This window comes from Streptomyces halobius (assembly GCF_023277745.1).
GTDB lineage: Bacteria > Actinomycetota > Actinomycetes > Streptomycetales > Streptomycetaceae > Streptomyces > Streptomyces halobius.
The window spans coordinates 3,329,665-3,356,659 of record NZ_CP086322.1 but is presented as its reverse complement, the minus strand read 5'-3'; the positions used below and the strand labels follow the sequence as shown (position 1 = coordinate 3,356,659).

Genomic DNA, 26,995 nt, shown 5'->3' with positions numbered 1-26,995 from the left:
ACGGCGAAGTGCTTAGTCGCCGGGACTTGTTGTGCGACGGAGCCGCAGATCAGCGCACAGCCGTATACCGAGGAGGCAGCCGTGGCTGCACAGACCCCACCGTCCGGGGACACCACCGAGGAGACCGCGCCCAAGAAGCGGGACCGCACCCATTACCTCTATGTCGCCGTGATCGGCGCCGTGTTGCTGGGCATCGTCGTGGGCTTCGCCGCCCCCGGTGCCGCCGTCCAGCTCAAGCCGCTCGGCACCGGTTTCGTGGACCTCATCAAGATGATGATCTCGCCCATCATCTTCTGCACCATCGTGTTGGGCGTCGGCTCGGTCCGTAAGGCGGCCAAGGTCGGCGCGGTGGGCGGACTCGCTCTCGGCTACTTCCTGGTGATGTCCACCGTCGCGCTGGCCATCGGTCTGCTCGTCGGCAACCTGTTGGAACCCGGCTCCGGGCTCCAACTGACCGAATCCGTACGGCACGCGGGCCGGGCCCAGACGGAGGGCGGCGGCGAGTCCCTGTCCGAGTTCCTGCTCGGCATGATCCCCACCACGCTGGTCTCCGCCTTCACCGAGGGAAAGGTACTCCAGACGCTGCTGGTGGCGCTGCTGGCCGGCTTCGGGCTGCAGGCGCTGGGGCCGGCCGGTGAGCCGGTGCTGCGCGGCATCGGGCACATCCAGCGGCTGGTGTTCCGGGTGCTGTCCATGATCATGTGGGTGGCGCCGGTGGGTGCCTTCGGTGCCATCGCGGCGGTGGTCGGCGAGACCGGGCTGGACGCGCTGAAGACGCTGGCCATCATCATGATCGGCTTCTACACCACCTGTCTGCTGTTCGTCTTCCTGGTGCTCGGCGCGCTGCTGCGGCTGGTCGCCGGCATCAACATCTTCCTGCTGCTGAAGTACCTGGGGCGCGAGTTCCTGCTGATCCTCTCCACGTCCTCCTCGGAATCGGCGCTCCCCAGGCTGATCGCGAAGATGGAACACCTGGGCGTCAGCAAGCCGGTGGCCGGCATCACCGTGCCCACCGGCTACAGCTTCAACCTCGACGGCACCGCCATCTATCTGACGATGGCCTCGCTGTTCGTGGCCGAGGCGATGGGCGAGCCGCTCTCCCTGGGCCAGCAGATCTCGCTGCTGGTCTTCATGGTCGTCGCGTCGAAGGGCGCGGCGGGCGTCACCGGCGCGGGCCTGGCGACGCTGGCGGGCGGCCTGCAGTCGCACCGCCCCGAACTGGTCGACGGCGTCGGCCTGATCGTCGGTATCGACCGCTTCATGAGCGAGGCCCGCGCGATGACCAACTTCGCCGGCAACGCGGTGGCCACGGTCCTGATCGGCACCTGGACCAAGGAGATCGACAGGAGCCGGGCGGCGGAAGTGCTGTCCGGCCGGGTGCCGTTCGACGAGAAGACGCTGTCTGCCGACGGACACGGGGACGGGCACGGGCATGGCGACGGGCACGGGCGCGGGCACGGCGCGGCGTCCGGCGAAGGGGCCGGCGAGACGTCTGCCGCTCGGGCCGTCGGGCCGCGGGACGACGGGGAGAGGGCGTCGGCGAAGGTCTGACGCCGGGGCGGGGAGCCGGCGAGCAGGAGGGGAGGGGCGGGTGCCGCGGGACGCCCGCCCCTTCGTCGTCGGCGGACGGTGGCGCAGGGCTGCCGCGTCCCGTCGTTCATCTCCCCTCTGACCCGATGCTTTCTGCCCGGGCACGGCTGTCCGAGGTCGATTGTCAGTGGTGCCCGGCACCATGCAGTTGATGGCAGATCGACAGCCGGTTGTGGCCTCGGGCGGGGCTGTGCGAGAGGGCCTTGCGCGAGGCGTGGTGAAGGAGGGGGAGACCATGGGCACATGGAGTACGGATCGGTTCGGCGGCGACGCCGCGGCGGATTTCGCGGGGGGATCTGGACGACCTGGCGGACGGGGCCCTGGAGCGGGTGCCGGCACCGGATCCGGAACTCGCCGAGCTGTGGGACGACTCCCCGAGCGGCCCGCAGTGGCGTGCGTCGGTGGACGCACTGCGTACCGCCCTCCGCCCGGCCTCGGAGTCGGTCTGAGGCCGGGCGGGGCGGGGCCGGTCCGGGCGGGCGCAACAGCAGGCCGTACCGCGATCGAGGACGGATGCGGTCATCACTGACCAGGATGAGCAATGTCCGTGACAGCAAGGGCCCCTGACGATGACGGCACCCGTCCCTGACGTCGACGGCATTCGTCCCTGGCGTGCTCAGGCCGGCCGCAGCCAGATCGTGGCCAGCGGGGGGAGCACCGCCGCGATCGAGGTGGCGCGGCCGTTCCAGGGGATCGGTTCGGCCTTGAGGGCCTCGGTGTTGGCGACGCCGCTGCCGCCGTAGCGGGGGTCGTCGGTGTTGAGGAACTCGCGCCAGGCGGGGATGTGATCGGGCACGCCGAGCCGGTAGGCGTGGCGTACGACGGGGGAGAAGTTGGTGACCGAGATCAGGGGGGCGCCTCCGGCAGAGCCTGAACGTCCTGAGTGGTGCCCCCCTGCGGCGAACCGCAGAAAGGAGAAGACATTGTCCTCGCCGGCGTCCCCGTCGATCCAGGAGAACCCCGCCGGGTCGGTGTCCCGTTCCCAGAGCGCGGGCGTAGCGGTGTAGTGACGGTTCAGATCACGGACGAGATCGCGTACGCCCCGGTGGTCCGGCTCCGCCTCGTACGACGGGTCCAGCAGCCACCAGTCCGGACCGTGGCTCTCCGCCCACTCCGCGCCCTGGGCGAACTCCTGTCCCATGAAGAGGAGTTGCTTGCCGGGATGGGCCCACATATAGGCGAGGTACGCCCGGTGGTTGGCGCGCTGCTGCCACCAGTCACCGGGCATCTTCGACACCAGTGAGCGCTTGCCGTGCACCACCTCGTCGTGGGAGATCGGCAGCACATAGTTCTCGGAGTAGGCATAGATCATGGAGAAGGTCATCTCACCGTGGTGGTACTTACGGTGCACCGGCTCCTTGGACATATAGACGAGGGAGTCGTGCATCCAGCCCATGTTCCATTTCAGACCGAACCCCAGACCGCCGAATCCCGTCGGGCCGACATGATGGGTGGCGCGGGTGACGCCGTCCCAGGCCGTGGACTCCTCGGCGATGGTGACGACGCCGGGGCAGCGGCGGTAGACCGTCGCGTTCATCTCCTGGAGGAAGGCGACGGCGTCGAGATTCTCCCGCCCGCCGTTGACGTTGGGCGTCCAGTCGCCCTCCGCACGCGAGTAGTCGAGGTAGAGCATCGAGGCGACGGCGTCCACCCGAAGGCCGTCGATATGGAACTCCTCGCACCAGTACACGGCGTTGGCGACCAGGAAATTACGGACCTCGGCGCGCCCGTAGTCGAACTCCAGGGTGCCCCAGTCCGGGTGCGCGGCCCGTGCCGGGTCTCCGGGCTCGTACAGCGGCCGCCCGTCGAACTCCGCCAGCGCCCAGTCGTCGCGCGGGAAGTGCGCCGGGACCCAGTCCATCAGTACGCCGATACCGGCCCGGTGCAGTGCGTCGATCAGGAACCGGAAGTCGTCCGGGGTGCCCATCCGCGCGGTGGGTGCGTAGAACCCGGTCACCTGATAGCCCCACGACCCGCCGAAGGGGTGCTCCGAGACCGGCATCAGTTCGACATGGGTGAAGCCCAAGTCCTTGACATAAGAGGGGAGTTGCTCCGCAAGCTGCCGATAGGTGAGGCCCGGGCGCCAGGAGGGGAGGTGCACTTCGTAGACGGACAGCGGTGCCTCGTGCACGGGACGCTCACCGCGCCGCGCCATCCAGGCGGCGTCCCGCCAGCGGTGGTGCGACTGCTCGACGACCGAGGCGTTGGCGGGCGGGCACTCGGTGCGCCGCGCCATCGGGTCGGCGCGCAGGGTCCGGGAGCCGTCCGGCCGGGTGATCTCGAACTTGTAGAGCTCGCCCTCGCCGATGCCCGGGAGGAACAGTTCCCAGACACCGGACGAGCCCAGTGAACGCATCGGAAAGGCGGTGCCGTCCCAGTAGTTGACGTTGCCGACGACACGGACGCCGAGGGCATTGGGCGCCCAGACCGTGAAGCGGGTGCCGGTCACGCCCTGGTGTTCCATGATCCGGGCACCCAGCGCGTGCCATAGCCGCTCATGGCGGCCCTCGCCGAGCAGGTGCAGATCCAGCTCGCCGACCGCGGGCAGGAAGCGGTAGGGGTCCCGCACCGTCAGGGTGGTGTCCTCGTACTCGACCAGGAGCCGGTAGTCGGGGATCTTGCGCAGCGGCAGCACTCCGGCGAACAGCCCGTCGCCCTCGGGGTGCAGGGTGGTGCGCAGGCCCTTGGCCAGGACGGTGACGCTCTTCGCGTACGGGCGCAGGGCCCGGAAGAGCAGCCCGCCACGGACGGGACGCACGCCGAGCAGGCTGTGCGGATCGTGATGCGTGCCGGCCAGCAGCCGCCCGCGGTCCTCGTCGGACAGCGGGGTGGCGACGCGTACGCCACGACTGCCGGCCTTCGGCTTGGCGGCACGGGACCGGGCCGCCGGCTTGTCGCCGGCACGGGAGGAGGTGCGGGAGGAAGTACGGGAGCCGGCAGGCGCGGGCGTGGGCGCGGTGTCCGAGGCCCGGGGCGCGGGCGGACGAGGGGCGGCGGAACCGACGGCGGAACGCTCGGCGGTGACGGCCGTTGGGCTGCTTTCGGGGCCGGTTGGCGAGGTCGCGGTCCTGGTGGGCCCGGTTGCGGAGGGGGTGGCTTTGGCGGGCTCGGTTGCCGGGACTGCGGTCTTGGTGGGTCCTGCTGCCGTGGCCGGGGTCTGGGTGGGCCCCGTCTCGGGGGTCTCGGTCGCCGTGGCGGTCTTGGCGCTGCCGGCCGGCCCGGCTGGTCCGACTGCCCCGGTTGGTCCGGTTGGCCCGGTCGTCCCGGTGTCCCCGGTTGCGGGGCTCTGTGGGGCGGCGGTCCGCTCGGTTCTGGCGGTGGGCTTGTCGGCCGGTGGCCGGGATGCCGTGGTGCGGCCGGGTCGCACCGTCGCGGGGGCGTCGGCCGCCGCCTTGGCGGGCGCGGTATCGGGAGTGGTACGCCGGGACGGTGGACGGGCGGTCACGAGGGGCCTCCTAGGGGACGAGCATCAGGTCGGATCGGAGGGGGAGTGTGGGGGACGGTGTGGGCCCGGGGGCCGGGGAGGGGCCGGGGCTGGTGTGCGGAGGGCGGCCGGGCCGGGCCCGCGGAGGGGCGGGCCCGTCGCCGCCGAGCGGTCGGACGTGGTCGGACGACGGGCGGGCAGTGTGGTCGTGCGCGTGGCGGGATCGGGAGGGGAGCGCCAGTGCCAACGATGATGCCGGGGACGGCGACACCTTCAGTGGCGCGAACGGGTGCCCGGCCGCGCTCCGGTCACCCGCGTCCGTCGGCCCTGGCCGACCTGGTGGCGCCGGAGGCGCCGGTCGAGCCGGTCGAGTCGGGGGAACCGGAGTACCGGGGCGAGTCGGACAACCGGGGCGACGGAGCCAACCGTGAGGCCCCGGCCGACTGCCCAGCCCCCGCGGGCCCACCACCCCGCCCGGCCCCGCCGCCCCCGGCGGTCCACGCACTCCCCGTACCCCCACCACCCCGCGGAGCCCGTACCGCCTCACCACCACCCCGCCCACTCCGGCTCGCCCCATCAGCCCTCTCCATCCCCTCCACCCCCACCGGCCCGTCCCCGTCCTCCAACCGCTCCTCGCCCGCAGCCAGCCGGTGGATCGCGGCCATCGGGACGGACAGCCAGTCGGGGCGGTGGCGGGCCTCGTAGAGCACCTCGTAGACGGCCTTGTCGGTCTCGTAGGCGCGCATCAGCTCGGGGGCCGAGCGCGGATCGAGCCCGCCGGCCTCGGCGTATCCCCGGCAGTAGGCGTCGCGGGTGCGCCGCGCCCACTCCAGGGACCAGGGATCGCCCCCGGACGGTCCGCTGCGCGCCGCGTAGTCGAAGGAGCGCAGCATCGCCGCGACATCGCGCAGCGCCGGCTGCGGCCGTCGCCGCTCGCCCAGCGGGCGGGCCGGTTCACCCTCGAAGTCGATCAGCGACCAGCGGCCCTCCTCGGCGGAGCGCAGCGTCTGGCCCAGGTGCAGATCGCCGTGGATGCGCTGGGCGGCCCAGCTGCGTCCGTCCTGGCCGACCGCGGCGAGCGCGTCGAAGGCGGCTCGCAGCCGGGCGCGGTAGGGCTGGAGCGCGGGCACCGCACGGGCGGTGGCGTCCAGCCGCTCGGCCATCCGGGCGGCGATCGTCTCCAGCTGCGGGCTGTGCAGTGCGGTGGTCGGCAGTGTCTCGGCGAGCGCGGTGTGCACCTCGGCGGTGGCATGGCCGAGTGCCCGCGCGGAGCCGGTGAAGTCGGCGCGTACGGCCAGTGCGTTGAGGGCCAACTGCCAGCCGTCCGCCGAGCCCGGCAGGAACGGCTGGAGCACACCGAGGGTGGTGGCCTCCCCGCCGTCGTCGGCGGCGTCCGCCTCGTACCACGCGGCGGGCGCGGGCACCCGTGCGCAGTTGACGTCGGCCAGGGCGCGCGGCAGTTCCAGATCCGGGTTGATGCCGGGCGCGATCCGCCGGAAGACCTTCAGGATGTACGTATCGCCGTACACGATCGAGGAGTTGGACTGCTCGACGGCGATCGGCCGGGCCGGCAGTCCGGACGCGATGTCGCGGTCCGGTTCGCGGTAGAAGCGCAGCGCGCCGATCCGGCCGGGCGTCCGCAGCCGCTCCAGGAGCAGCCCGCACAGTCGGCTGTCGAGCAGCGCGTCGTAGACGGTGCGGCCGCGCAGCGGGCCGCCGGAGGGGCGGCCGATCGCCGCGGGCGCCAGCCGTGGTGGTGGCGCGGGGTGTACGCCGAGCAGGAGTTGATAGCAGTCGGCGGCGGGCGTACGGCCGGCCGGGGCATTCTGCTGGGCGCGGACGAGCAGCTGGAGCAGGCCCGGTGTGCTGCCGTCGGTGGTGCACGGCAGCAGTTCGGTCGCGGAGACCAGCGTGAATCCGGTGATCAGTCGTCCCTTGCCGGCGAACCAGCGCTGGCGGGGCACCCATGCGGCGAGCAGCGGTACCAGTGAGGACAGCAGATCGGGGGCGGCGAGGAGCGGGCGGTCAGAGGTGTGGCGGGTGGCACGGGTCGAGGCGGTGTCCGACATGGCGTCGCGTCCTTTCCCCGGGCACACGACGGATACGGCAAGTGTCCCGGAATGCGGCCTTGACTGTGCGGCGGCGCGGTGGGGGTACCCCCAGACGGAGTCCGGGGACCGGCGGCGGGGGATCGCCCCGTGGCGCACCGGCACTGGTAGGTGTCCGGCTGCGGCAGCGCGCCGGCGCCGGTACGTGTCCGGTTGTGGTCCGGCCCCCCGGACGAGAGGTCGAGAGGTCAAAAAACGCCCGTACGCGCCGTGCGGCCGCGTACGGGCGGATTCTTGGGCCTCGCCCGGACGGGTCTGCCTGCTGGACCGGTGTGGTGCGGCTGATATGCCCTGCCCGGCCGGCTACGCGGGGTTCTTCCGCAGCCGGAACCAGTAGAACCCGTGGCCCGCGAGGGTGAGCAGGTACGGGAGTTCACCGATGGCCGGGAAGCGGACGCCACCGATGAGTTCCACCGGGTGGCGGCCGTTGAAGGACCGCAGGTCCAGCTCGGTCGGCTGGGCGAAGCGGGAGAAGTTGTGCACGCACAGCACCAGGTCGTCATCCGCCCCGCCGGTGCCCTCCGCTTCCCGCAGGAAGGCCAGCACCGCCGGGTTGGTGGAGGGCAGTTCGGTGTAGCTGCCCAGTCCGAACGCCGGGTTCTGCTTACGGATCTCGATCATCCGGCGGGTCCAGTGCAGCAGCGACGAGGGCGAGCTCATCGCCGCCTCGACGTTGGTGACCTGGTAGCCGTAGACCGGATCCATGATCGTGGGGAGGAAGAGCCGGCCCGGGTCGCAGGAGGAGAAGCCGGCGTTGCGGTCCGGCGTCCACTGCATCGGGGTGCGTACCGCGTCCCGGTCACCGAGCCAGATGTTGTCGCCCATGCCGATCTCGTCGCCGTAATAGAGAATCGGTGAGCCGGGCAGGGAGAGCAGCAGCGCGGTGAAGAGTTCGATCTGGTTGCGGTCGTTGTCGAGCAGCGGGGCGAGGCGCCGTCGGATGCCGATATTGGCGCGCATCCGGGGGTCCTTGGCATATTCCGCGTACATGTAGTCGCGTTCTTCGTCCGTGACCATTTCGAGGGTCAGCTCGTCATGGTTGCGCAGGAAGATTCCCCACTGGCAGCCGGACGGGATCGCCGGGGTCTTGGCGAGGATTTCCGATACCGGGTAACGCGATTCGCGGCGTACCGCCATGAAGATCCGCGGCATGACCGGGAAGTGGAACGCCATATGGCATTCGTCGCCGCCCACCGTGTAGTCACCGAAGTAGTCGACGACGTCCTCGGGCCATTGATTGGCCTCGGCCAGCAGTACCGTGTCCGGATAGTGCGCGTCGACCTCGGCCCGGACCCGCTTGAGAAAGGCGTGCGAGGCGGGCAGGTTCTCGCAGTTGGTGCCTTCCTCGGCGTAGAGGTACGGCACCGCGTCCAGCCGGAAGCCGTCGATCCCCAGGTCGAGCCAGAACCGCAGCGCGGAGATCATCTCCTCCTGGACCGTCGGGTTCTCGTAGTTGAGATCCGGCTGGTGGGAGAAGAAGCGGTGCCAGTAGTACTGCTTGCGCACCGGGTCGAAGGTCCAGTTGGAGGCTTCGGTGTCGACGAAGATGATCCGCGCGTCGGCGTACTGCTTGTCGTCGTCCGCCCAGACGTAGTAGTCGCCGTACGGCCCGTCGGGATCCGTGCGCGACTCCTGGAACCACGGGTGCTGGTCGCTGGTGTGGTTCATCACCATGTCGATGATGACCCGCATTCCGCGCTGGTGGGCGGCGTCGACGAATTCCACGAAATCGGCCAGGTCGCCGAATTCCGGGAGCACGGAGGAGTAGTCGGAGACATCGTATCCGCCGTCCCGCAGCGGGGATTTGAAGAACGGCGGCAGCCAGAGACAGTCCACCCCCAGCCACTGCAGATAGTCGAGCTTCGCCGTGATGCCTTTGAGGTCACCGATGCCGTCACCGTTGCTGTCCTGGAAAGAGCGCACCAGGACTTCGTAGAAGACGGCCCGTTTGAACCAGTCGGGATCGCGGTCCTTCGCCGGTGTGTCCTCGAACTTGTCGGGGACGGGCTCATTGACGATCAATTGGGTGACCCTCCGATCGGTGAGGACGGTCGCAGGGACAGCACATGAGCGGGCGCCGGAGTACGGCCCGGCGCCAGGCGCACATAGTTGTCCCTGCCCCAGTGGTAGGTGTCGCCGGTGAGCTCGTCGCGCACCGGGAAGGAATCGTGCCGGCCGAGGCCGAGTTCCGGCATGTCCAACGACACCGTCGCCTCCTGGGTGTGGTGCGGGTCGAGGTTGACCACGGTGAGGACCGTGTCCGCCGAGGCGCCCTGACCGGCGCGCTTGGAGTACGCGATCACCGCGTCGTTGTCGACGTGGTGGAAGCGCAGCGAGCGCAGTTGCTGAAGGGCGGGGTGCCGGCGGCGGATGCGGTTCAGCGCGGTGATGAGCGGTGCGATGGTGCGCCCTTCCCGGGCCGCCGCTTCCCAGTCGCGGGGCCTGAGTTGGTACTTCTCCGAGTCGAGGTACTCCTCGCTGCCGCGGCGCAGGGGAGTCGACTCGCACAGTTCGTATCCGGCGTAGACGCCCCAGGTCGGGGAGAGCGTCGCGGCCAGGACGGCGCGTACCTCGAAGGCGGGGCGGCCGCCTTCCTGGAGGTAGGCGTGCAGGATGTCCGGGGTGTTCACAAAGAAGTTCGGCCGCAGGAAGGCGGCGCTGTCGCCGGAGAGCTCGGTGAGATAGTCGGTGAGCTCCTGTTTGGTGTTGCGCCAGGTGAAGTAGGTGTACGACTGGTGGAAGCCGACCTGGGCGAGGGTGTGCAGCATCGCGGGCCGGGTGAACGCCTCGGCGAGGAAGAGCACATCCGGGTCGGTGCGGCCGATGTCGGCGAGCACCTTCTCCCAGAACACCACGGGCTTGGTGTGCGGATTGTCGACGCGGAAGATCCGTACGCCCTTCGCCATCCAGAAGCGCAGCAGCCGCAGCGTCTCGCGGACCAGCCCGCGGAAGTCCCTGTCGAAGGCCAGGGGGTAGATGTCCTGGTACTTCTTCGGCGGGTTCTCGGCGTAGGCGATGGAGCCGTCCGCGCGGTGGTGGAACCACTGGGGATGCTGCACGACCCAGGGGTGGTCGGGGGAGCACTGCAGCGCGAAGTCCAGGGCCACTTCCATCCGCAGATCGCGGGCGGTGCGCACGAAGTGGTCGAAGTCCTCGAAGGTGCCCAGGTCCGGGTGGAGGGCGTCATGACCGCCGATGGCGGAGCCGATGGCCCAGGGGGAGCCGACGTCGTCCGGGCCCGCCGACAGCGCGTTGTTGGGGCCCTTGCGGAAGGCGGTGCCGATGGGGTGGACCGGGGGGAGGTAGACCACGTCGAAGCCCATCGCGGCGACGGCGGGCAGCCGTTCGGCGGCGGTGCGCAGGGTGCCGCTGACGAGGGCGCCGTCCGGCCCGGTGGTGGCGCCCTCGGAGCGTGGGAAGAGCTCGTACCACGAGCCGTACAGGGCCCGCCGGCGCTCGACGACCAGCGGCATCGGCCGTGAGACGGTGAGCAGTTCACGCAGCGGATAACGTGCCAGCACCGCGGTGACCTCGGGGGACAGCGCCGCGGCGAGCCGGGTGGCGGCGGGCAGCACCCCGTTGCGCAGCGCGTCCACGGCGGCGAGCACCGACTCCCGGCCGTCGCTCTTGGGGACGTCCGAGGCCGCCCGTTCATGGAGTGCGGCGCCCTCGGTGAGCACCAGCTCGGTGTCGATGCCGGCCGGGATCTTGATCGTGGCATGGTGCCGCCAGGTGGCGATCGGGTCCGACCACGCCTCGACGGTGTACGTCCAGCGGCCCTCGATGTCCGGGGTGACCTCCGCGCTCCAGCGGTCGGTGCCGGGCATCCGCTCGGCCATCGGTGTCCACGGGCCGCAGCGGCCGGCCGGATTGCGCAGCACCACATTGGCGCCCACCGCGTCAGGCCCTTCGCGGAAGACGGTGGCCGAGACGTCGAAAGTCTCTCCCACCACCGCCTTCGCCGGGCGGCGGCCGCCATCGATCTGCGGGCGGATGTCCAGAACAGGGATGCGACCGATCATGGGCTCACCAGGGGCTTGTGACGCTTTGCGGAGATTTTGTCCTTTGTATCCGCTCCATAGCAGACGGACAGGGTGCGGGCGTGGGCGCTTCTGTCCGCTTTCACTCGGTTGGCGGCGGGATGTGGCTCCCCCTGCTCAAGCGCATTCGGGAGTGGGGGAGGGTGGCCGGGCCGGTATGCCCCCGGCGGGCGGCCGGCGGGGTCCCCGGCGGGACGGAGGGAACGGCGTACTGACTGAGTCTTCCCTCCGGTGACGGCCGGGCAATCCGGCTGTATGTGAACTACCGGTACGTAACCACGGGCTCGCCGTGCTCCGCCGGGCACCCCCGGGAGCCCTCGCGGACGGGCCCTGCGCAGCGCAGACACGATCGGCGTCGCCTCCTCAACTCGGTGTGAAAACAGCGGAGTTGCGGTGTGCGGGGAAAACCGGTGGCGCGCCGGGGCCCGTCGGCGCCTCACCGCAGCCTCTCGCCAGGAAGGGGTCCGGACAAGAGCGCGTCAGGGACCGGATTCGGCCATATCGGGGAGAGGCACCAGGACGGCGCCGCGCCCAGGCCGGGGCGCGTGCTGGTTGCCGGGGGCGCGGCGCCGTTACCGTCGAGGAGTGAAGGCCATTCGTCGATTCACCGTGCGTCCCGTCCTTCCCGAACCCCTTCGACCTCTCTGCGACCTGGCGCGCAATCTGCGCTGGTCATGGCACCCGGAAACCCGCGAGCTGTTCCAGGCCGTCGACCCGGAGGGCTGGCGGCGGGCGGGCGCCGACCCGGTACGGATGCTCGCCGCCGTCTCCGCCGGGCGGCTGGCCGAGCTGGCCGCGGACCGCCGCTTTCTGCGCCGGCTGAACGCCGCCGTCGACGAGCTGCACGACTATCTCGGCCGCCGCCGCTGGTACCAGGAGGCTTTCCCCGGGAGTGACGGAACCGAGGCCGCGGACGGCGGCGGAACCCCGGCCCGGCCCGCCGCCATCGCCTACTTCTCGCCCGAGTTCGGCATCACCGCCGCGCTGCCCCAGTACTCCGGCGGCCTCGGCATCCTCGCCGGCGACCACCTCAAGGCCGCCAGCGACCTCGGCGTATCGCTGATCGGCGTCGGGCTCCTCTACCGGCACGGCTACTTCCGGCAGTCGCTGTCCCGCGACGGCTGGCAGCAGGAGCACTACCCGGTCCTGGACCCGAACGAGCTGCCGCTGATCACGCTGCGGGAGGCCGACGGCACACCCGCACAGGTCGCGCTGGCCCTCCCCGGCGGCCGCCGGCTGCGCGCGGCCGTCTGGCAGGCCCAGGTCGGCCGGGTCCCGCTGCTGCTGCTCGACTCCGATGTGGAGGAGAACGGCCCCGGTGAGCGCGATGTCACCGACCGGCTCTACGGGGGCGGCAGCGAACACCGGCTGCTCCAGGAGATGCTGCTGGGCATCGGCGGTGTACGGGCGGTGCGTACGTACTGCCGGCTGGCCGGTCACCCCGCACCCGAGGTCTTCCACACCAACGAGGGCCACGCCGGCTTCCTCGGCCTGGAACGCATCCGTGAACTCACCGATGGCGGCCTGCAGTTCGACGCCGCCCTGGAGGCCGTCCGGGCCGGCACGGTCTTCACCACGCACACCCCCGTCCCGGCCGGCATCGACCGCTTCGACCGTGCCCTGGTCGCCCGCCACTTCGCCGACGACGGCGAGCTGCCCGGCATCGACCCCGAACGCATCCTCGAACTGGGCCGCGAGTCCTACCCGGGCGGCGAACCCGGCCTCTTCAACATGGCCGTCATGGGGCTGCGGCTGGCCCAGCGCGCCAACGGCGTCTCCACCCTGCACGGCCAGGTCAGCCGGGAGATGTTCGCCGGCCTGTGGCCGGGATTCGACGCCGACGAGGTACCGATCACCTCCATCACCAACGGGGTGCACGCGCCCACCTGGGTGGCGCCCGAGGTGCTGCGGCTCGGCACACCGCAGGTCGGCGCCGGCCGGACGGAGCACGCACTGACCGTGGGCGGCTCGCAGCGCCGGGCAGCGGTCGCCGGCATCCCCGATGCCGCCATCTGGGAGCTGCGCCGCACCCTGCGCGAACAGCTGGTGGCCGAGGTCCGCGAACGGCTGTGCGCCTCCTGGCGGGAGCGCGGCGCCGGCACCGCCGAACTCGGCTGGATCGAGCGGGTCCTCGACCCCGGCGTCCTCACCATCGGGTTCGCCCGCCGGGTGCCGTCCTACAAGCGCCTCACTCTCATGCTGCGAGACCGCGCACGGCTGACGGAACTGCTGCTGCACCCCGAACGTCCCGTCCAGATCGTCGTCGCGGGCAAGGCGCACCCCGCCGACGAGAACGGCAAACGGCTCATCCAGGAACTGGTGCGGTTCTCCGACGACCCCCGGGTCCGGCACCGCCTGGTCTTCCTGCCCGACTACGGCATGGCGATGGCCCAGAAGCTCTACCCCGGCTGCGACGTCTGGCTCAACAACCCGCTGCGGCCGCTGGAGGCGTGCGGCACCTCCGGGATGAAGGCGGCGCTCAACGGCGCGCTGAACCTGTCGGTGCGGGACGGCTGGTGGGACGAGTGGTACGAGCCGGACTTCGGCTGGTCCATCCCGACCGCCGACGGCGCCGCCACCGATGACGACCGCCGCGACGACCTGGAGGCCGGCGCCCTCTACACGCTGCTGGAACAGCAGGTGGCGCCGCGCTTCTACGACCGCGACGACACCGGGATCCCGCGCCGCTGGGTCGAGATGGTCCGTCGCACGCTCACCACGCTCGGGCCCAAGGTGCTCGCCGGACGCATGGTGCGCGAGTACGTCGACCGGCTCTACACCCCGGCTGCGTACGCCCATCGCGCCCTGGCCGTCGCCCCGGACGCGGCCCGCGGACTGGCCGACTACAAGGCGCGGTTACGGGCCGCCTGGCCGGGGGTCTCGGTCGACCATGTGGAGACCGGCACCGCCCCGCCGTCCGGAAGCGGGGACCCGTCCGGCAGCGGGCAGCCGGACGGCAGCGGGGAGCTGGGCGCCACCCTCGCCCTGCGGGTCCGGGTGACGCTCGGCGCCCTCACCCCGGACGACGTCGAGGTACAGGTCGTCTCCGGCCGCGTGGACGGCTCGGACCGCATCACCGACGCCACCGCCGCCCCTCTCAAACCGACCGCCGGCCCCGACCTCGCGGGCGGCCACCTCTACGAAGGGGCGCTCGCTCTGGACCGCACCGGGTCCTTCGGCTACACGGTCCGGGTTCTGCCGGCTCACCGGCTGCTGGCCTCGGGGGTGGAGGTGGGGGTGGTGGCGGTGCCTCCCGCCGAGGGGAGTGGCGCGCCGCCGGGCGTGCTACTTCGTTGAGGTGTCCGCTGCGCTTTGCCTGAGCCGACGTTTCGGCTGTCCCGCCGTTGCGCCCGCGGCGGCGACAGCCCGCAGCGTGGGGGTACCTCCCACGTCCTTGAGGCAGTGGGGGAGCCATGGCGGGACAGCCAAAAACGGCGGCCCGCCACAAGGGCGACAAACCCTCACGGCGGGCCGGCCGAAAACGGCGAGCAACCACGTAGGGTCTACTTCACGGCGACGCCAGTCCAGGCGGCGCCGACACCCTTGAGCTCGGCGCTGTCCGCGCCATAAAGGTCCGTGGCGGCTTTAACAGTCGCTTCACGGGCCCCCTTGTAGTCCGTGGTCGAGGTCATGTACGCGGTGAGCGCCTTGAACCAGATCTTCTCGGCCTTGTCCCGTCCGATCCCCTCCACCTTGGAGCCGTCCGCCGTCGGGCTGTCGTACTTGACGCCACCGATCTCCTTCGGGCCGCTGCCCTCGGACAGCAGGTAGAAGAAGTGGTTGCCGATGCCCGAGGAGTAGTGGACGTCGACGTCGCCGGCGCCCTCCTTCCAGAAGTCCAGCGAGTTGCCGTCCTTGCTGGGCTTGTCCATGTAGCGCAGCGGGCTGCCGTCACCGTTGATGTCGATCTTCTCGCCGATGAGGTAGTCGCCCGGGTCCTTGTCGTTCTTGGCGTAGAACTCGGCCGAGGTGCCGAAGATGTCCGAGGTGGCCTCGTTGAGGCCACCGGACTCGCCGCTGTACTCCAGGTTGGCGGTGGCGGAGGTGACGCCGTGCGACATCTCGTGCGCCGCGACGTCGAGCGAGGTGAGCGGTTTCTTGTTGCCCTCGCCGTCGCCGTACGTCATGCAGAAGCAGCTGTCGTCCCAGAAGGCGTTGACATAGCTGTCGCCGTAGTGGACGCGGGACGAGGCGCCCTTGCCGTCGCCCTTGATGCCGCTGCGGCCGTGCACGTTCTTGTAGTAGTCCCAGGTCACGCCCGCGCCGTAGGCGGCGTCGACGGCCGCGGTCTGCGGGTCGTCGGGCTTGCCGGTGCCCCACGCGTCATCGTCGTCCATGAACGACTTGCCCTCGCCGTTCTCGCTGTTCTCCAGGTTGGTGGTCCGGTGACCGCCCCGCTCGCCGTCGGTCAGCGTGAACTTGTTGCCGTCCTTCTCGGTGCCCAGCTCGACGCTGCCGCTGTACTGGCTCTCGCCCTTGCCGGTGCGGATCTCGTCGTACTGGAAGAGCTTCTTGCCGGAGTTGGCGTCGGTGATGACGTGCAGCCTGCTGGGCGTGCCGTCTTTCTTGACGCCCTTGACGACGGTGTCGTACGCGAGGACGGGGTTGCCGGAGGCGGCCCAGACGACCTTCGTGGGGGTCTGCGCGTCGGCGCCCTTCGCGCTGATGGTCTTGGTCGCGGTGCCCTGCGCGGACTTCGCGGCGGCCGTGGGGGCGATCTTCGCGGTGGTGGAGGGCGGCTTGACGGACTTGTCGGTCGCCTTGGTGGTGCTCTTGACGGCGCCGCCCTTGGCGGTGTGCACGATCAAGTCGCCGCCGAGGACCGGGAGTCCGGCGTAGGTGCGGTCGTAGCGGGTGTGCGTGGTGCCGTCGGCGTCCTTGATGACGTCCTTGACGACCAGCTTCTCCTGCGCGCCGAGGCCGAGTTCCTTGGCGGTCTGCGCCTTGGTGGCGCCGGCGTCACGCAGCAGTTCGGCACGGTGCGAGGCGCTGAGCTTGATCGGCAGTGCGCTCTTCTCGCCGGTCTGCGTGGTCGAGGCGCCCGCGGTGCCTACGGTGATGCCGGCGGCCAGGAGACCGGCTGCGGCGAGGGCGGTACCGGTGATACGGGTCTTGCGGGATATACGCGGGGTCACGCGTGCTCCTTCAACTTTGCCAGTGGTGGGGGTGCAAAGCGATGCGGGTGTGACATGCCCCGGGAACACTGCCATTCGAACGCGTGCATGTCAGGAGGCAGTTGAGAGGTTGGCCAAAAATCGTCCGTAGGTAGGAGCGTGTTGTCCGCATAACGGAGGGGGCGCCGCCCCGGAGCCCCGGGAACGGCGCCCAATTTGCAGCCTTATCGGGCTACTTGAGGCGATCTGTGAAGTGGCGAAACCCCTTTGTCACACAACGGTGACGCTGAGGTGTTGTCGCCACGTCAGAACGTGAGCTTCCAGCCGTTGATGTAGCCGGTGTCCTGGGCGTAGACGTCCCGGACCCGCAGCTTCCAGGTGCCGCTCGCCGCCTTCGAGGAGGCGTTGACGGTGTAGGTCGCCTTGACGTTGTTCGCCGGGTCGTTGGCGTGGGAGTTCTTCAGGCGGTAGGCCGTGCCGTCCGGGGCGAGCAGATCGATGACCAGGTCGCCGCGGTAGGTGTGCACGATGTCCACCGTCACCTTCAGTCCGCTGGGCGCGTTGCCGCTGCGGCTGACCTTGACCGGTGAGGTGACCGCCGCGCCCGCGTCCGGGATCGCGACGTCATCGGTGTTCTCGTAGACGGTGCCCTCGCCGTCGTCCGGGACGCGGGAGCCGACATTGACCGCCGCCCAGGTGTTGGCGACCGTGTTGTAGGTCGCGCTGCCCTGGCCGAAGAGGTCGGCGGCGGCGGACAGCGTGGCGGTGCGCGCCGCCGCGTAGTTGGTGTTGGCGGTCATGTACTGGGTGAGCGCCTTGAACCAGATCTTCTCGGCGTTGGCCCGGCCGATGCCCGGGACCGGCTGGTTGTCGTAGGTGGGGCTGTCGTAGTGGACGTCGCCGATGTCCTTCGGGCCGCTGCCCTCGGACAGCAGATAGAAGAAGTGGTTGGCGACACCCGAGGAGTAGTGGACGTCGACATTGCCGATGCCGGAGTACCAGTAGTCCTTGGACCGGCCGTCCTTGCTGGGCTTGTCCATGTAGCGCAGCGGGGTGCCGTTGCCGTTGATGTCGATCTTCTCGCCGATGAGGTAGTCGCCCGGGTCCTGCGGGTTGTTGGCGTCGAACTCCGTGGCGGCCGCGAAGATATCGCTGGTGGCCTCGTTCAGGCCGCCGGATTCGCCGCTGTAGGTGAGGTTGGCGGTGGCGGAGGTGACACCGTGCGTCATTTCGTGTGCCGCGACGTCGATGGACGTCAGGGGCTTGGCGTTGCCGCTGCCGTCGCCGTACGTCATGCAGAAGCAGCTGTCGCTCCAGAAGGCGTTGACGTAGTTGTTGCCGTAGTGGACGCGGGAGTACGCGCCGACACCGTCCCCCCGGATTCCGCTGCGGCCGTGCACGTTCTTGTAGTAGTCCCAGGTCAGCGCGGCGCCGAAGTGGGCGTCCACACCGGCCGTCTGGACGTTCTGCGGAGTCCCGTCGCCCCACACGTCATCCGGGTCGGAGAACAGTCTCCCGGTGCCGGACGAACCGTGGTTGAGGTTGTACGTCTTGTGGTTGCCGCGGCCGGTGTCGGTCAGCGTGTACGAGGGTGCGGTGCCGAGCGTGACCTTGCCGCTGTACTGGCTGTGGCCGGTGCCGTTCTTGATCGCCTGGTACTCGAAGAGCTTGGCGCCGGTGGTGGCGTCCGTGATGACATGCAGCTCGTTGGGCGTGCCGTCGTCCTGCAGCCCGCCGACCACGGTCTCGTACGCGAGCACCGGTGTGCCGTCGGCGGCCCAGACCACCTTGCGCGGCGCCTTCGCCGCCCCGGTCCGCTTCGCCCCTTGCGCCTGGGCCGACTTGACGGCCTGCGCCTCGGCCGCGGCCGGCGTGACCTGCGGGGTGGTGGAGGCCGGCTTGACGGGCTTGTCGGTCGCCTTGGTGGTGCTCTTGACGGCGCCGTCCTTGGCGGTGTGCACGATCAAGTCGCCGCCGAGGACCGGGAGTCCGGCGTAGGTGCGGTCGTAGCGGGTGTGGGTGGTGCCGTCGGCGTCCTTGATGACGTCCTTGACGACGAGTTTCTCCTTGGCGCCGAGCTTCAGCAGCTTCGCGGTCTCGGCGGTGGAGGCGCCGGCCGCCCGTATCAGCTCCGCACGCTGGGACGGGGACAGCTTGGCCGGCAGCGCGCCGGGGGCGGCGGTGGCGTGGGGGGTGCCCGGCCGCGGGGCGGCGGCCGTGCCGGTGCCGGCCTGCACACCGACGGCCAGCATGGCCGTGACGGCGACCAGCGTGCCGGTGGTCACGGCGCGTCTGTGGGGGGTGCGTCTGCGGCGGATTGATCCATGGGGGGTGCGTCTCACACTGACTCCTTCTGCGGTGGCCGCGACCGGACAGTGCGGCCGAGGGGGACCGGGCGGCGAACGGCCGTCCGGGCGGAGCGAGCAGAACTCATGGAGCGTGGGGGGAGCCATACGGGTGGAGCGGGAACGGCCTGCCGTGGGAGTGGTGCTGTGGGGGGTCGCACGGGTGGTTGCCGGGAAGAGTCCCACCGCGCACAGGCGGTTGTCAGGCTCCGTTCAACTAATTGGCCGGAAACCGTCCGTTGCGCGAAATCCGCGTTCGCATGGCGGACAGTTGGCGCGGTGAGCGGGGGAGAGAGGGGCGTGGGGCCCCTTCTTCCGAGCCTTCGTCCCCCTGGGGCCCTCACCCCACGCTCTGCCGCCACGCCTCCTGCAGTGCCGCGAAACGGCCGTGGTCCGCGATCAGTTCGGACGGGGGACCGTCCTCGACCGTGCGGCCGTCGGCCATGACGAGGACCCGGTCGGCGATCTCGACCGTCGACAGCCGGTGCGCGATGACGACGGCCGTACGGCCCTGCAGCACAGTGCTCATGGCGCCCTGCACCGCCCGCTCGCCCGGGATGTCCAGGGAGCTGGTGGCCTCGTCCAGAATCAGCACCGCGGGGTCGGCGAGCAGCGCCCTGGCGAAGCCGACCAACTGCCGCTGGCCTGCGGAGATACGGCCGCCGCGCTTGCGGACGTCGGTGTCGTAGCCATCCGGCAGGCCGGTGATGAAGTCATGTGCGCCGATGGCCTTCGCGGCCAGCTCGATCTCCGCACGGGTGGCGTCCGGGCGGCCGATGGCGATGTTCTCGGCGACGGTGCCGGAGAACAGGAACGCCTCCTGGGTGACCATCACGACATTGCGGCGCAGCTCCGCGGTGGACAGATCGCGCAGATCGACGCCGTCGAGCAGGACGCGCCCCTCGGTGGGGTCGTAGAACCGGGCCAGCAGCTTGGCGACGGTGGACTTGCCGGCCCCGGTGGCGCCCACCACGGCGACGGTCGAGCCGGCCGCGAGGGTCAGATCGAGGCGGGGGAGCACCTCGCCGCCGGTGCGGTAGGCGAAGCGGACACCGCGGAAGCCGACCTCGCGGCCGGGCCGGCCGGACGCCACGGGCGGCAGCGCGACCGGCGCCACCGGCTCCGGGACACCGGGCCGCTGGGCGAGCAGACCGGCGATCTTCTCCAGCGAAGCCGCCGCGGACTGGTACGAGTTGAGGAACATCCCCAGCCGGTCGATGGGGTCGTACAGCCGGCGCAGATAGAGCGCCGCGGCGGCCAGCACACCGAGCGCGAGCCCGCCGGAGGCCACGCGGTACGCGCCCCACAGGACGATCCCGGCGATCGCGACGTTGGCCACCAGACGGGACGAGATGACATACCGGGCCATCTCCAGGGTGGCCGAGCCGTTGACCCGCTCGTGGCGGTGGTTCAGACGGCCGAACGCGGTGTCGTTCGGCCGCTCGCGGCGGAACGCCTGCACCGGGCGGATGCCGTTGACGGTCTCGGTGAACTTCACGATGACGGACGCCATCGCCGTGGACTTCACGCTGTAGGCCCGCTGCGAGCGGCGCTGGAAGGAGCGTACGAGGAGGTAGAGCGGCCCGGCGAAGGCGAGGGCCGCGGCGCCGAGGCCCCAGTCCAGGAAGAGCAGGATCGTGGTGATGTAGACGGTCGAGAGAACGACCTCGATCAGCTCCTGCAGGCCCTCCTCAAGGAGTTCGCGCAGCGACTCCACATCGGTCGTGGCCCGGGAGATCAGCCGGCCGGACGTATAGCGCTCGTGGAAGTCCAGACTGAGCGTCTGCCCGTGCCGGAAGATCCGGCCCCGGAGGTCGAGCAGGACGTCCTGGCTCACCCGGGCCGAGAGCCTGACGAACACGTACTGCAGCCCGCCGGACGCCAGGGCGCACAGCGCAGCCACCACCGCCATGATGATCAGCGGACCGTGGTCGCCGGACCGCAGCGCCGGTACGGCGTGGTCGATCGCGTAGGCCACCAGCAGCGGGCCGGCCTGCACCGCGATCTGCTCGGCCAGGAGGAGGACGGCGGCCAGGCGGACACGGCCGTGATGCGGCTTCAGCAACGACCGCAGCAGAGCGCGCGAGGCGCCCTTGGGCGTGGGCAGGACGTCCCGCTCGAACGCGTCGGAATCGGTCGGCTTCCGGGCGGCGTCGTCGCTCTCGCGGTCGCCGTTCGCCTTGCCGCTCTCGGGGTCATCGGCCGACCGGCCCGTCGTAGTGGTGGACGTCATCGGACGCTCTCCCCTTCCCGCCGGCCCGGGGCGCCGTGGCCTTGCTGGTGGTCGCGGTGTTCGGGTGCGCTCATGCGGTCATCGGGGCCACCGGCGTCGCCGCGCCGGCCCGGGGCGCCGTGGCCGTGGCCTCGGTGGTGGTCGCCGTGGTCGCCGTGGTCGTCGTGCTCCGGTGCGGCTTCGCGGTCGTCGCAGTCATCGCGGCCATCCGGGCCATCGGGGCCACCGGCGTCGCCGTGGTCCGGTTCGCCGGACATCAAGGTGGCGTACTCGGGGTTGTCCCGGAGCAGTTCGTGGTGGGTGCCGACGGCGGTGATCCGGCCGCCGGACAGCAGCGCCACCCGGTCGGCCAGCAGGACCGTGGACGGCCGGTGGGCGACGACCAGGGCGGTGGTGGTCGCCAGGACCTGGCGCAGGGCCGCCTCCACCAGGGCCTCGGTGTGGACGTCGAGCGCGGAGAGCGGATCGTCGAGGATCAGGAAGCGTGGCCGGCCGACCACCGCGCGGGCCAGGGCGAGTCGTTGCCGTTGTCCGCCGGAGAGGTTCAGGCCCTGTTCACCGACCTGGGAGGCGGTGCCTTCGGGGAGGGCATGGACGAACTCGTCGGCCTGCGCGACCCGTAACGCCCGCAGCAGATCGGCCTCTTGGGCGTCCGCCGCACCCATCAGGACGTTCTCCGCCGCGGTCGCCGAGAACAGCGTGGGTTCCTCGAAGGCCACCGCGACCAGGGCCCGCGCCTCGTCCCGGCTGAGCGTCGCCAGATCCCGGCCGTCCATGATGATCCGGCCCGCGGTGGGGTCGTACAGCCGGGGCACCAGCGCCGTGAGGGTGGTCTTCCCGCTGCCCGTGGCCCCCACCAGCGCCATGGTCTCGCCGGGCCGGATGTGCAGATCGATGCCCCGGAGGGTCGGCGGGGTGTCCTTCGCCGCATCGGGATAGCGGAATTCGACGCCCTCGAAGACCAGCCCGCCGGGAGCGGCCGCGGACTCCGGGCGCGGCGCCATGCTTGCGGTCTTCGCTCCGCGGCCCTCGTCCCCCATCGGGGCTTCGTCCATGACCTCGAAATACCGGTCCGTGGCCGTCGCCGCCTCGTTGCTCATGGCCAGCAGGAAGCCGATGGAGTCCACCGGCCAGCGCAGCGCCAGGGCCGTCGACAGGAACGCCACGAGTGTGCCCGCGGACAGCGCGCCGTCGGCCACCTGGAGCGTGCCGAGCACCAGGGTCGCGGCGATGGCGAGCTCCGGCAGCGCCGAGATGACGCACCAGATGGCGGCAAGCAGCCGCGCCTTGTGCAGCTCCGTGGCACGCAGCCGGTGCGTCAGCTCCTTGAAGGCGCGGGCCTGGCTGCGGTGCCGCCCGAAGCCCTTGATGATCCGGATGCCGAGCACGGACTCCTCGACCACCGTCGTCAGATCACCCACCTGGTCCTGAGCACGCCGCGCCGCCACCGCGTACTTGGCCTCGAAGACCGAGCACACCACCATCAGCGGCAGCACCGGCGCCAGCAGCACCACTCCGAGCGACCAGCGCTGGACCAGCAGGAGTACGCAGCCGACCAGGATCGTTGCGCCGTTGACCAGCAGGAACGTCAGCGGGAAGGCGAGGAACATACGGAGCAGCTGAAGGTCGGTGGTGCCGCGCGACAGCAGCTGGCCGGACGCCCAGCGGTCGTGGAAGGAGACCGGCAGCCGCTGGACATGGCGGTACAGCGCCTCGCGCATCGCCGCCTCGACGCCGGCCAGGGGCCGCGCCACCAGCCAGCGTCGCAAGCCGAACAGCCCCGCCTCGGCGATCCCGAGGAGCAGCAGGAGGCCGCCGCCCAGCCACGTACCGCCCGGGTCGCGCTCCGCCACCGGACCGTCCACCAGCCACTTGAGCACCAGCGGGATGACCAGCCCGATGCACGACGCGAGCACCGCCACGAACGCCGCCAGGGACAGCCGCGTCCGCACCGGGCGGACGAAGGGCCACAGGCGCAGCAGGGAGCGCACCGCGGAGCGGCGGGCGTGGGCGGAGGGGCTGGTGGTCGGGTCGGTCTGGGGCGTCGTCTGCGCGGTATCGGCCATCACTCGCGAGCGTAAGCCGCACCACCGACAATGCTCACGCGGTTTTCCGCGGGTGGGGCTTGGCCCGCGGCGGTCCGGGGAGCGTCGGTCGGGATCTGTCCTGAACAGGTGTCAGCCGGGGGCCGCCCGGAGTACCGACAACCGGGATCCGTCCGGAGCATGCGTCAGCCGGGATCCGCCCGGAACAGCAGCACCGACCGTCCCGGAACGGTGAGCGTGCCGCCCGCTTTGTACCGGGCGTCCGCGGTCGGCGGTTCCTGCATCCCGGTGTCGACGAGGAGTTCGTACGCCTGGGCCCACGGCGGGCCGGGGAGGGTGACGCGGCGGGGGTGCGCGGCGGCGTGGAGGACGGCGAGGAAGCTGTCGTCGACGATGGGGCTGCCCTGGGCGTCGCGCTGCGGAATGTCGTTGCCGGACAGGTACATGCCCAGCGTGGCCCCCGGGGCGTACCAGTCCCGCTCGGTCATTTCCGTGCCCTCGGCACTGAACCAGGCCAGGTCGCGCAGGCCGCCGCGCTGCTGTGGACGGCCGGAGAAGAAGGCGCGGCGGCGCAGTACGGGATGGGCGCGGCGCAGTGCGATCAGCCGGGCGGCGAGGTCGGCCAGCGCGCGCCAACACGGGTCGTCGAGCAGCGACCAGTCGAGCCAACTGGTCGGGTTGTCCTGGCAGTAGGCGTTGTTGTTGCCGCCTTGGGTGCGGCCCATCTCGTCGCCCGCGACCAGCATCGGGACGCCGGTGGACAGCAGGAGGGTGGTGAGGAGGTTACGCAGCTGGCGGCGGCGCAGGGCGTTGACGGCCGGATCGTCGGTCTCGCCCTCGGTGCCGCAGTTCCAGGCCCGGTTGTCGTGGGTGCCGTCGCGATTGCCCTCGCCGTTGGCGGCGTTGCGTTTGTGCTCGTAGGTGACCAGGTCGCGGAGGGTGAATCCGTCGTGGGCGGTGATGAAGTTGACCGACGCGTACGGGCGGCGGCCGCCCCAGGCGTACAGGTCGCTCGATCCGGAGAGCCGGTAGCCCAGATCGCGGACATCGGGCTGGGCGCCGCGCCAGAAGTCGCGGACGGTGTCGCGGTAGCGGTCGTTCCACTCCGTCCACAGGGGCGGGAACGCACCGACCTGGTAGCCGCCGGAGCCCACGTCCCAGGGCTCGGCGATCAGCTTGACCCGGCGCAGCACCGGATCCTGGGCGATCACGGCGAGGAACGGGGAGAGCATGTCGACGTCGTGCATGGAGCGGGCCAGCGCGGCCGCGAGGTCGAAGCGGAAGCCGTCCACACCCATTTCGGTGACCCAGTAGCGCAGCGAATCGGTGATGAGGCGCAGGACGTGGGGCTGTACGACGTGCAGGGTGTTGCCGCAGCCGGTGTAGTCGGCGTAGCGGCGGGCGTCGTCCTGGAGCCGGTAGTAGCCGCGGTTGTCGATGCCCCGGAGGGAGAGGGTCGGGCCCAGTTCGCCGGCTTCCGCGGTGTGGTTGTAGACGACGTCGAGGATCACTTCGATACCGGCGTCGTGCAGCGCCCGCACCATCCGTTTGAATTCGCCGACCTGCTGCCCCCGGGTGCCGGTGGCGGCGTAGGCGGCGTGCGGCGCGAAGTAGCCGATGGAGTTGTATCCCCAGTAGTTGCGCAGCCCCCGGCGCACCAGGTGGTCCTCGTGTGCGAACTGATGGACGGGCAGGAGCTCGACGGCGGTGACGCCGAGCCGGATGAGGTGCTCCAGGGCGGCGGGGTGCGCCAGTCCGGCGTAGGTGCCGCGCAGCCGCGCGGGGACGCCGGGGTGACGCATGGTGAAGCCGCGGACGTGCAGCTCGTAGAGCACGGAGTCCGGCCAGGGGGTCTTGGGCCGCCGGTCGTCCCGCCACTCGTCGTCCCCCGGGCCGTCGGCGTCGTCGCCGACCACCACCGCCTTGGGGACGTACAGCGCCGAGTCGCGGTCGTCGCGCACGGTGTCGGCGGCCTGCTGCTGCGGCCAGTCGCGGACGTGCCCGTAGAGCTCGGCGGGCAGGGCGGGCCGCGGGGCGGTGGCTCCCGTTCCGCCGTCGAAGTCGCCGTCCACGGCCCGTGCGTACGGGTCGAGCAGCAGCTTGGCCGGATTCCAGCGGGCACCGGCCCAGGGGTCCCACCGGCCGTGCACCCGATAGCCGTAACGCTGCCCGGGGCGTACGCCGGGCAGGAAGCCGTGCCAGATCTCATGCGTCAGCTCGGTCAGCGGATGGCGCGTCTCGTGTTCCTCGTCGTCGAAGAGGCAGAGCTCCACGGCCTCGGCGCCGCCCGCCCACAGGGCGAAATTGGTGCCGGCGACGCCGTCGGGGCCGGTGCGGTAACGGGCGCCGAGGGGGGTCGGACTACCGGGGCGGACGGCGGCGGGTGTGCCGCGTGAGGGCGCCGGGCGGCCGACCCGGCCCGGCCCGCTCCGGCCTGTGCCGCCGCCCGGGCCGTCCCGTCCGCCTGCCCCGTCCGCTCCGTCCTGGTCTTCGCGTCCGTCCCGTGCTGCCTCCTGCTCAGGTGCGCTCGACACGTACCGGCCTCCTGCGGCTCATGGCTCGGTCGGGCGGCGGCCCCCCCGCACGGAGTCCCAGCCGTGCGGGCGTCTCCGCCCTCGGCGTTGTTCTTCCCGCAACCGGGCGTTGCCTCACGCTCCCCCCGGGGAAGGTGCCCGGAGCTCCCGTCATGACATACCGATTTCGCGGCATCACCGGCAACTGATGCAACATCAGGCACAATTCGGTATATGACCGTCCATCAGGAGGACCGAGCGAAGGGGGCAGGGCGACGGGGGCGATGGGGGGCCCTCCGGACGGAGCCCGGGGGAGCCCGGTCACGGGGTGGTGGCCGCACCCGGGCCGCCGTCGTGATCGTCGTCGTGACCGTGCTCGCCGGATCGGCCCTGGCCGGCTGCGCCCCCTCGGAGCCGCGCCCTCCGGAGGAGATGATCAGGGTCGTCCCGGATGACGGTGCGCGCGGCGTACGGACCCGGGAGCGGCTGGAGGTCCGGGTGCCCGAGGGACGGCTGGCGCGGGTCGAGGTGCGACGTGCCGGTACCGCCGGCCGAACTCCCCTCGCCGGCCGGATTTCCCCGGACGGACGGATCTGGCGCCCCACGTCCGGCCCCCTCGCGCTCGGCGCGAAGTACACCGTCGACGTGGTGGCCCTGGACGGCGCCGGCCGCCGCACCACCCGCCGCACCACCTTCACCACCCTCGTGCCCCCGCACCGCCTCATCGGCTTCTACACGCCCGAGAACAACACCAGGGTCGGCACCGGCATGATCGTCTCGCTGACCTTCAACCGGCGGGTCGTCGACCGCGCGGCCGTCGAGCGCGCCATCAGGGTCACCGCCCGGCCCGCCGTTCAGATCGCCCCCCACTGGTTCGGCTCCCGGCGGCTGGACTTCCGACCCCGCGACCGCTGGAGGCCGGGCACCGTGATCACCGTCGATCTGCGGCTGCGTGATGTGCAGACCGGTCCGGACGCCTACGGGGTCCAGCGCAAGACGATCCGCTACCGGGTCGGCCGGGATCAGATCAGCACCGTTGACGTCGCCCGGCACATCATGACGGTGCGGCGGGACGGCCGGGTGCTGGCCCGGCTGCCGGTCACCGCGGGCAACGCCCAAAACCCCACCTACAACGGGAAGATGGTGATCATGGCCCGTCAGTCGGTGACGCGGATGGACGGGCGCACCGTCGGCTTCGGTGGTGAGTACGACATCAAGGACGTCCCGCACGCGATGCGCCTCACCCGGTCCGGGACCTTTCTGCACGGCAACTACTGGGCACCGCCCGCCGTCTTCGGCGGCCTCAACACCAGCCATGGCTGTGTGGGGCTCAAGGACGTCCGGGGCGGCGGCCCGAAGACGCCGGCCGGCTGGTTCTTCGCCCGTTCGATCGTCGGCGACACCGTGGAGGTGCGGAACTCGTGGGACCGTACGGTCGCGCCGGACAACGGTCTCGGTGGCTGGAACATGTCGTGGGAGCGCTGGCGGGCCGGCTCGGCGCTGCGCTGATCCGGTACCGCGCTGTGTCGATGCTCCCCTGGAGGGCCGGTCGAATCCGACCGACCTCCGGACGAATCCTCCCG

General features: G+C 71.1%; 12 protein-coding genes and 1 pseudogene. 4 read left to right on the top strand and 9 right to left on the bottom strand.

Features of this window, described 5'->3' with window-relative positions; translation table 11 throughout:
• Positions 1-81: 81 nt before the first annotated feature.
• Both K9S39_RS15215 and K9S39_RS15210 read left to right on the top strand, forming a co-directional pair.
• On the top strand, positions 82-1,551 hold the full coding sequence (locus K9S39_RS15215) for a cation:dicarboxylate symporter family transporter (protein ID WP_248863876.1): 1,470 nt from the start codon (positions 82-84) through the stop codon (positions 1,549-1,551).
• Between the two features lie 293 nt (positions 1,552-1,844).
• Positions 1,845-2,039, top strand: a complete 195-nt coding sequence (locus tag K9S39_RS15210; RefSeq protein ID WP_319949637.1) for a DUF4259 domain-containing protein — start codon at positions 1,845-1,847, stop codon at positions 2,037-2,039.
• Between the two features lie 167 nt (positions 2,040-2,206).
• Here K9S39_RS15210 and glgB read toward each other — a convergent pair whose 3' ends face one another.
• From glgB to K9S39_RS15190, 4 genes and pseudogenes are all read right to left on the bottom strand, one after another.
• Positions 2,207-4,414 carry a 1,4-alpha-glucan branching enzyme gene (gene glgB, locus K9S39_RS15205; protein WP_248868774.1) on the bottom strand — a complete coding sequence of 736 codons (2,208 nt, stop codon included), beginning with the start codon at positions 4,412-4,414 and terminating at the stop codon, positions 2,207-2,209.
• 1,238 nt (positions 4,415-5,652) lie between these two features.
• Positions 5,653-7,083, bottom strand: a pseudogene (locus K9S39_RS15200) (maltokinase N-terminal cap-like domain-containing protein); the annotation flags it as partial.
• A gap of 342 nt (positions 7,084-7,425) precedes the next feature.
• Entirely contained in the window at positions 7,426-9,144 is a 1,719-nt protein-coding gene (gene treS / locus K9S39_RS15195; protein WP_248863873.1) for a maltose alpha-D-glucosyltransferase, read from the bottom strand.
• Positions 9,141-11,144, bottom strand: coding sequence for an alpha-1,4-glucan--maltose-1-phosphate maltosyltransferase (locus K9S39_RS15190; protein WP_248863872.1), 2,004 nt, complete (start codon positions 11,142-11,144; stop codon positions 9,141-9,143). Before K9S39_RS15190 ends, treS begins: the two co-directional genes overlap by 4 nt.
• 603 nt (positions 11,145-11,747) lie before the next feature.
• Here K9S39_RS15190 and glgP point away from each other — a divergent pair.
• Complete coding sequence (gene glgP, locus K9S39_RS15185; protein ID WP_248863871.1) at positions 11,748-14,459, top strand: alpha-glucan family phosphorylase; 2,712 nt, start codon at positions 11,748-11,750, stop codon at positions 14,457-14,459.
• A gap of 206 nt (positions 14,460-14,665) precedes the next feature.
• On the opposite strand, the gene K9S39_RS15180 is transcribed toward glgP, so the two are convergent.
• From K9S39_RS15180 to glgX, 5 genes are all read right to left on the bottom strand, one after another.
• Complete coding sequence (locus K9S39_RS15180) at positions 14,666-16,297, bottom strand: M4 family metallopeptidase (RefSeq protein ID WP_248863870.1); 1,632 nt, start codon at positions 16,295-16,297, stop codon at positions 14,666-14,668.
• A 284-nt stretch (positions 16,298-16,581) separates the two neighbouring features.
• Positions 16,582-18,528, bottom strand: coding sequence for a M4 family metallopeptidase (locus K9S39_RS15175; protein ID WP_248868773.1), 1,947 nt, complete (start codon positions 18,526-18,528; stop codon positions 16,582-16,584).
• A 433-nt stretch (positions 18,529-18,961) separates the two neighbouring features.
• Positions 18,962-20,854, bottom strand: a complete 1,893-nt coding sequence (locus tag K9S39_RS15170) for an ABC transporter ATP-binding protein (RefSeq protein WP_248863869.1) — start codon at positions 20,852-20,854, stop codon at positions 18,962-18,964.
• Entirely contained in the window at positions 20,851-22,920 is a 2,070-nt protein-coding gene (locus K9S39_RS15165; protein ID WP_248863868.1) for an ABC transporter ATP-binding protein, read from the bottom strand. The genes K9S39_RS15170 and K9S39_RS15165 overlap by 4 nt, the downstream gene beginning before the upstream one ends.
• Positions 22,921-23,084: 164 nt before the next feature.
• Positions 23,085-25,433 carry a glycogen debranching protein GlgX gene (gene glgX, locus K9S39_RS15160; protein WP_248863867.1) on the bottom strand — a complete coding sequence of 783 codons (2,349 nt, stop codon included), beginning with the start codon at positions 25,431-25,433 and terminating at the stop codon, positions 23,085-23,087.
• Between the two features lie 411 nt (positions 25,434-25,844).
• Here glgX and K9S39_RS15155 point away from each other — a divergent pair, with 411 nt between their 5' ends.
• On the top strand, positions 25,845-26,921 hold the full coding sequence (locus tag K9S39_RS15155) for a L,D-transpeptidase (RefSeq protein ID WP_248868771.1): 1,077 nt from the start codon (positions 25,845-25,847) through the stop codon (positions 26,919-26,921).
• Positions 26,922-26,995 lie beyond the last annotated feature (74 nt).